6 protein-coding genes and 1 pseudogene are annotated in these 6,335 nt (G+C 54.2%); 1 reads left to right on the top strand and 6 read right to left on the bottom strand.

From position 1 onward, the window contains the following. Positions 1 to 151 precede the first annotated feature (151 nt). A complete protein-coding gene (locus CPT76_RS27680) occupies positions 152 to 1,228 on the top strand; it encodes an LCP family protein (protein WP_258168852.1) in 1,077 nt (358 codons plus the stop codon). Positions 1,229 to 1,434: 206 nt separating this feature from the next. On the opposite strand, the gene CPT76_RS27675 is transcribed toward CPT76_RS27680, so the two are convergent. The 6 genes and pseudogenes from CPT76_RS27675 to phnW all read right to left on the bottom strand — a co-directional run bounded on the left by CPT76_RS27675 (position 1,435) and on the right by phnW (position 6,310). Continuing rightward, positions 1,435 to 2,028 carry a YdhK family protein gene (locus CPT76_RS27675; protein ID WP_105445253.1) on the bottom strand — a complete coding sequence of 198 codons (594 nt, stop codon included), beginning with the start codon at positions 2,026 to 2,028 and terminating at the stop codon, positions 1,435 to 1,437. A 302-nt stretch (positions 2,029 to 2,330) separates the two neighbouring features. Further along, positions 2,331 to 3,115: pseudogene (locus CPT76_RS27670) on the bottom strand (helix-turn-helix domain-containing protein). Between the two features lie 7 nt (positions 3,116 to 3,122). Further along, entirely contained in the window at positions 3,123 to 3,719 is a 597-nt protein-coding gene (locus tag CPT76_RS27665; protein ID WP_105445173.1) for a LysE family translocator, read from the bottom strand. Between the two features lie 101 nt (positions 3,720 to 3,820). Then, on the bottom strand, positions 3,821 to 4,204 hold the full coding sequence (locus tag CPT76_RS27660) for a VOC family protein (RefSeq protein WP_105445172.1): 384 nt from the start codon (positions 4,202 to 4,204) through the stop codon (positions 3,821 to 3,823). A 172-nt stretch (positions 4,205 to 4,376) separates the two neighbouring features. Continuing rightward, complete coding sequence (phnX, locus tag CPT76_RS27655) at positions 4,377 to 5,216, bottom strand: phosphonoacetaldehyde hydrolase (RefSeq protein ID WP_105445171.1); 840 nt, start codon at positions 5,214 to 5,216, stop codon at positions 4,377 to 4,379. Then, positions 5,213 to 6,310, bottom strand: coding sequence for a 2-aminoethylphosphonate--pyruvate transaminase (gene phnW, locus CPT76_RS27650; RefSeq protein ID WP_105445170.1), 1,098 nt, complete (start codon positions 6,308 to 6,310; stop codon positions 5,213 to 5,215). Before phnW ends, phnX begins: the two co-directional genes overlap by 4 nt. Between the last annotated feature and the right edge of the window lie 25 nt (positions 6,311 to 6,335).

The raw sequence follows: 6,335 nt of genomic DNA, 5'->3' as shown, positions 1-6,335 counted from the left end.
AATAATTATAGTATACATATGTATAGTGCTTTTTTTGATAGATAGAATGAATTAAAGTTTTGCATTGAACTTTCGGTCATAGCGGCCTAATAGAAACCTAGAACATTCATTTCTTTAGTTCATTCTATATAGAACAGGATTGGAGGATGTTATGCAACCACGTTCCAAAAAAAAGAAGAAAATAAGCCGGCTCCGCAAGTGGATGCTCAGCATCACTGCAGTAATCGCGCTCCTGCTGATCGGAGTAGGCGGATTCCTTGGATTTTTGCATCATAAAGCGATATCAACCTTACATAAAATATCGGCTGCAGCGGAATATTACGCACCCCAGTCCCAGCAGCAGGAACAGGGGGAGGCCGTCAGCGAGCCGCCGGTTGAAAGCGTAACCGAGGCCGACATGAAGCCAATGACTTTTCTGCTCGCCGGAATCGACAACCGCGAAGGCAGCGGGGGAACGATCAATACCGATGTGATGATTTTGGGGGCGCTAAATCCTGAAAAGAAATCGGCAAGCTTAATATCCATCCCCCGGGATTTAAAAATCAGCCAATCCCAGCTGGGGACGCACAAAGCCAACTACTATTACGCCCATTACTATATCAAGGACAAAAAGGCGGCCATGGCCGACACGAAGGAGTTCTTTGGCGACTTGTTCCACATTCCGGTCGATTATATGGTTATGATCAACTTTGAAGGATTCCGGCAGATCATCGATGCCGTCGGCGGCGTCGATGTTGACGTCGACATGGACATGCGCTACAAAGATACGGCGGACGGCACGGATATCAATCTGCGCAAGGGTATGCAGCATCTGGACGGCAAACAGGCGCTCGACTTCGTCCGTTACCGGAAGTCCAACGACGGATCGTCGCCGTCTTCAGATTTCGACCGGAACCGGCGCCAGCAGCAGGTGCTGAACCAGGTCCTGGACAAGCTCACTTCATTTAAAGGCATCAGCCAATGGGGGCAAGTGCTGGACATTATCGGGGAACAGGTTCAGACGGACGTTCCCGCCAAGAATATGGAGCGGTGGCTCCTCAATTACAAAAAAATGAAACCGGACCAAATCCAGATGCAGACCGTCGAGGGCCAGTGGAAAAGCCCTTATGTGTATTGGAATGAGCAGCAGCTCAAAGAAGCACTGACCGTCTTGGCCGGTGAGCTGGACCAAAGGCCGAAGAGGCTGTCGACCCTCGGGAACCGTATCGGCCTATATTCCGGGGAGTAACTCAAACGCCTTACCGGAAAGTAGGGATTGGGATCCGACCCAAATTTGCGTGAGCACCCTTAAAGGGTGCTTTTTTATATTGCTTATCCAATATTGCGAGGAGGGCGATGAATCCGTAATAGAAATTCTTCTACGAGCATCGGCCTGGAAAACAACAAAGGGCCACTTGTTCGTGGCCCTAGATGGTTTAGGGGTTTTCGGGACGGTTATTTGGCAGCCGACAGCTCGCTTCCCGTAACCCACATATGGTTTTTGACCGGATCCCCGCCCGTCGTTGGTTCATAATTCACCATATACACCGTCGTTTTCTCGGCGGAATCGATCGTAGCCTTGGCGCCCTTCATTCCCGGCATATGGTCCGCCTCCAGAACGACCTCGTCCCCCGGCTTGAACGGCTCGGCCCCGGCGTTCTCGATCTCCTCGTGGATCACCCACTTGTGGTTCGTCACCTTGGGCCCGCCGGTCGTCGGCGTGTAGGAGACGGCATAGGCCGTCGTATCATAGGCACCGACAATGGTAGCCTTGGCGCCCTTCATCCCTTTCATGTGGCCGGCCTCGATGATCGCCTGGCTTCCCACCTTGAAAGCCGGATTCGCCGCTTCTTTCAGCCCCGCGGGAACTTCCCCGGAACCGGAATGATGCATCTCGTCCATCTGGTCCATGTTCATGGCCGAATCATCCGCTTCCTGCTCGTGCTGAGACGGGGTCACGGATGCCGGCTCCGACGCGGAGTCATTATTTTGGCACCCTCCCAGCACCAGCATGGCCGCGGCGATGAGTATAAGCCATTGTTTTTTCATCATGTCAGCACTCCTTTTCGTCTTCAGAATGACTGCCCCCTTCTAATATACCCTAGCACCCTATACTATAATCATGGACATTTCATGACATCCATTGTTCCCGATACATTCTCTTTTAAAACGTCGCTCACATGAGCAGCCGTTCAATCCGAAGATCCATGGGAAATGACGAAAGAACCTCCTGTCGGACAGGGACGCCATCCGGGAGTCAGTCCGGCGTTCCAACGCAAAACGCAAAAAGGCACGCCATCCTTTCGGATGACATGCCGTATAACGAACTTATTATAACGAATCTAACGAGGTCAGATCTTCCCCTCCAAGTAAGACAAATATTCGAATGCCGTCGTGCCGTACACATGCTTGTAATGACGGTTCAAATGGGCCAGATCCACAAAACCGCAGCTGCTCACCGCCAGGTAAATATCCCGGTGCTTTTCAATCAGCTGCCGGGCCCGCTCCAAGCGGCAATTCAGGAAGTACTGGTAGGGTGAGAGCCCGGTATTGGCTTTGAAAGCCCGGATGAACTGATACTTGGACATCCCGAACTCCCCGCTGATTTCGTCCAGCCGAAGCACATGCTCCAGGTTCTCATGAATCCGCTCCTTGGCTTTGCGGGTGAACGATGGGGCCTTGATGTCCATCGGCCGCAAACTGTCCTGCGAAAAGTGGCCCGCAACCCGAAACAACAGTTCGCTGCATACATCCTCGGATTGGCCGCCGGCAATGGCGGTGGACAGATCGAGAATGCTGCGCCGCAGACCCGCGTCGTACACGATGGGGTCGGAGAAGCGGAGCACTTCCTTTTTCCCCAAAGCTTCCAGGAATTGATCCGGGTGAATGTAGAGCATGACATAATCGATGCCGGAGCGTTCCTGCGACCAGCCGTCATGCGTCTGCTCGGGATGAAACAGCATCACGCCGCTGCGGTGGGAGGACTGCAGGCTCCCTTCCAGGTCGTACTGCTGAACGCCGCGGAGGGTGACGCCGAGCGCGTACTCCTCGTGGCAGTGCTTTTTGACGTAAAATCGGCAATGCTTGCCGACAGCGCGGTAATGCCCGCCGCCTGCTTATACTCGAATCGTTCCATCCTCCGCTCACCCCCTCGCGATGTCTGTGATCCCGGATACCATTACGGCCGAGTATACCAGAAGCAGGGAGAAAACGATATTCGAGATTTTTTGGTGTTTTTGCAGAATGCCCTTGAGCAGTGTGCCGAACAGTCCCCAGGAAAAATAGGCGGCAACCCCGATCAGCGAGACCAATCCCACAAACAGGGCCAAGACCCAACCTGAAGAATAATAGGGCATGACGTAAATGGGAATGACGGTAATGGTGAACAACACCACTTTCGGGTTCAGAAACTGCATCCAAAATCCCGACATAAAAGACGCCGTCTGCTTGGCCGCTGCCTTGGACACGTCCATGCGGTAAATCTGGTATGCCAGGTACAGAATGAACAAGCTGCCGGCGATCCTTAGAACCGTAAGAACGACGGGCATCCCCGTAACCAGCTCCCGGTTCACCACGACCGAAGCGGCCACCAGCAAAGAGTAAGCGATAGAAGCCCCGGTAATATATTTGGCCGCCTGCCTGAAGCCCTCCTGCCGGACCGCCGCCAAAATGACGATATTCGATGGCCCCGGCGTAAAGGTAACAATGACACAGTACAGCAGAAAAGAAGCAATGTTCATGTTGGATACTCCTCACACCGTCGTTTTTTAGCATTATAGGGTGCGGGGCGGGCAGGCGGATAGTACATTATTGCAGGGACTTCTTCAGCCGCTCTGCTGTGTTACTTCTGCACAATCTGGATAAGGTTGCCGCATGTATCGTCGAAGACGGCTAATGTAAGATGGCCCATTTGGGTCGGCTCCATCGTAAACTTCACACCGTTTTCCAACAGCCGCTTATACTCTGTATGAATATCCTCCACACCAAACATCGCTGCCGGGATGCCATCAGCAAATATCTTCGTTTGATACTCTTTGGCAGCAGGATGGTTATTCGGTTCGAGCAAGAGCTCGGTGCCGTTCTGCTCGTCGGGAGAGACAAGCGTGATCCACCTGTATTCACCGACGGGAACGTCCTCCTTTTTGACAAACCCCAGCTTTTCCGAATAAAACTGAAGTGCCCGATCTTGGTCTGATACAAATATACTGGTCACAACGATTTTCATCCTTTGTGCCTCCTTTGAAATTGTGGTGTTGGTGCTCTCGTTAAAATCGGCACCCTTACATTACTCTACCCATCCCTCCAGCAAATTTTCAAGAGGATCGTTGTTGAATAGATTTAGCCAATATAAAAAACCGCGCCGAAGCGCGGTTGGATGACAGCTGAACTATATGCTATTAAAGCTCTGCGGTCTGCAGCCGCTGTGCTTGGCCCGGGCGTTCGCCCTTGGCCAGCATCTGGTTGATCGTTCCGATGAGGGCCGGCAGCTCCGCCAGCGTATCGATCGTAAAATCGGCCCCGTTCGCCAGGAACGCCCGTCTCGTGCGCTCGATCGCCTCGGCCCGCTCTGCCGCGGGCAAGCTGTCGTATACCTCCTGGCTTAAGCCCATCTCTGAGCTGCCGATGACGACGCCGACCGCCCATACGCCGGCCTGCACGCCTTCCTGGATATCGGAGGCCGTATCGCCGGCCTTGACCACCTTCCAGGATGCGGACAGCTTCAGATGCTCCATGTTGCGGAAAATCATGTACGGGTACGGTCTGCCGTAAGATCCCGTTTCGTCAGGGGTGACGAGATGGTCGGGATAGTACCCCTTTTCCCGTGCGCCCTGAGTGACGACGTCCATCATGGAGTGCGTATACCCTGTAGTCGAGCCGATCTTCAGTCCGTCTGCCCGCAGCGCTTCCACCGTCTCGATGACGCCGGGTATCGGATCCGTATATTCGGACAGAGAGGCCATCAGCGCAGGCTCAAACGCGGCGTACAGCCGGTGTACGTCCTCTTCGCTGAAATCCCGTCCGTACTTGTCCTTCCAGAGAGCGGAAATTCTCTGCATGGACAGCATGGCACGGATGTGGTCGATTTTGAGCATGCCCATCGGTGCTCTGGCTTCCTCCATCGTAACTTCAATGCCAGCCTGGTTGAAAATATCGACAAAGACGTTCACCGGCGCAAAGCAGCCGAAGTCCACGGCCGTTCCGGCCCAATCCAAAATCACACCCTCAATCCGGTTCATCGCTTCATTCCTCCCATATATTCCTCGATTATACCGCACAACTGCTCGATGTCCTCCTCATAGATCTCCCCGATGTTGCCGATGCGGAACGTATCGACGTCCGTCAGCTTGCCGGGGTAGATGACGAAGCCCCTTTCTTTCACGTAGGCGTAAAAGTCGGCAAAGCTGAAATGCTGCCCCTCAGGGAACAAAAACGTCGTAATGATCGGCGACTGCTTCGCTTCCTCGATATAGGCGTACAGCCCGATGCCGGCCAGCCGGTCGCGAAGCAGCCGGTTGTTCTGGCGGTAGCGTTCGAACCGGGCCGGGACGCCCCCCTCCTCCGCCAGCTCGTCAAGCGCCTTTGCAAAGGCGGCCACGACATGGGTGGGTGAGGTAAACCGCCATTTGCCGTCCTTGTCCATGCCCTTCCATTGGTCGTAGAGATCAAGCGACAGGCTGCGGGCCGTGCCCTTGAGCTCCTTCAGCTTCTCCAGCCTGGCAATGACAAACCCGAAGCCGGGTACGCCTTGAATGCATTTATTGGCGCTGCTGATCAAATAGTCGATACCGAGGCCCGGCACATCGATCGGAATGCCGCCGAAGCTGCTCATGGCGTCGATGATCAGCGTTTTGCCATACGCTTGGGCCAGCCCCGCCACGGTTTCGACCGGATTTAATATGCCCGTCGTCGTCTCGCAGTGAACCATCGCGATATGGGTAATGGAAGGATCGGCTTCAAGCAAGCCACGAAGCTCCGTTTCGTCGGGATGCCGGTCATAGTCGATACGATATTCCGCATAGTTCAATCCGATATACTGCGCCATCTGGACGATCCGCTCGCCGTAGGCGCCGTTCGTAATGATCAGCACCTTGTCCTGATCGGAAATGGCCGAGGTCATGACCGATTCAACCGCAAACGTGCCGCTGCCTTGCATCAGTACGGCGGTGTATTCCGCAGGATCGGCGCCGGCGATGCCGAGTAATTGGGACCGGATCCGCTGCGTGATCGATTTATAGTCATCGTCCCAGGTGCAGCGGTCCAGGAGCATTTCCTCTTTCACCGTACGGGTCGTGGTCAGCGGCCCTGGGGTTAACAGCTTGTATTGGTTCATGGGTAAGTCACTCCCTGCCGTGTAT

Source organism: Paenibacillus sp. AR247, from assembly GCF_002968895.1.
GTDB classification, from domain to species: Bacteria; Bacillota; Bacilli; order Paenibacillales; family Paenibacillaceae; genus Paenibacillus_AQ; species Paenibacillus_AQ favisporus.
This window is presented reverse-complemented; position numbering and strand designations above follow the sequence as displayed.

What these genes read in the sequence shown, in the direction of transcription:
- CPT76_RS27680 (WP_258168852.1), top strand. Translation starts at nt 152, where the DNA reads ATGCAACCACGTTCCAAAAAAAAGAAGAAAATAAGCCGGCTCCGCAAG.
- phnW (WP_105445170.1), bottom strand. Translation starts at nt 6,310, where the DNA reads ATGAACCAATACAAGCTGTTAACCCCAGGGCCGCTGACCACGACCCGT.
- CPT76_RS27665 (WP_105445173.1), bottom strand. Translation starts at nt 3,719, where the DNA reads ATGAACATTGCTTCTTTTCTGCTGTACTGTGTCATTGTTACCTTTACG.
- CPT76_RS27660 (WP_105445172.1), bottom strand. Translation starts at nt 4,204, where the DNA reads ATGAAAATCGTTGTGACCAGTATATTTGTATCAGACCAAGATCGGGCA.
- CPT76_RS27675 (WP_105445253.1), bottom strand. Translation starts at nt 2,028, where the DNA reads ATGAAAAAACAATGGCTTATACTCATCGCCGCGGCCATGCTGGTGCTG.
- phnX (WP_105445171.1), bottom strand. Translation starts at nt 5,216, where the DNA reads ATGAACCGGATTGAGGGTGTGATTTTGGATTGGGCCGGAACGGCCGTG.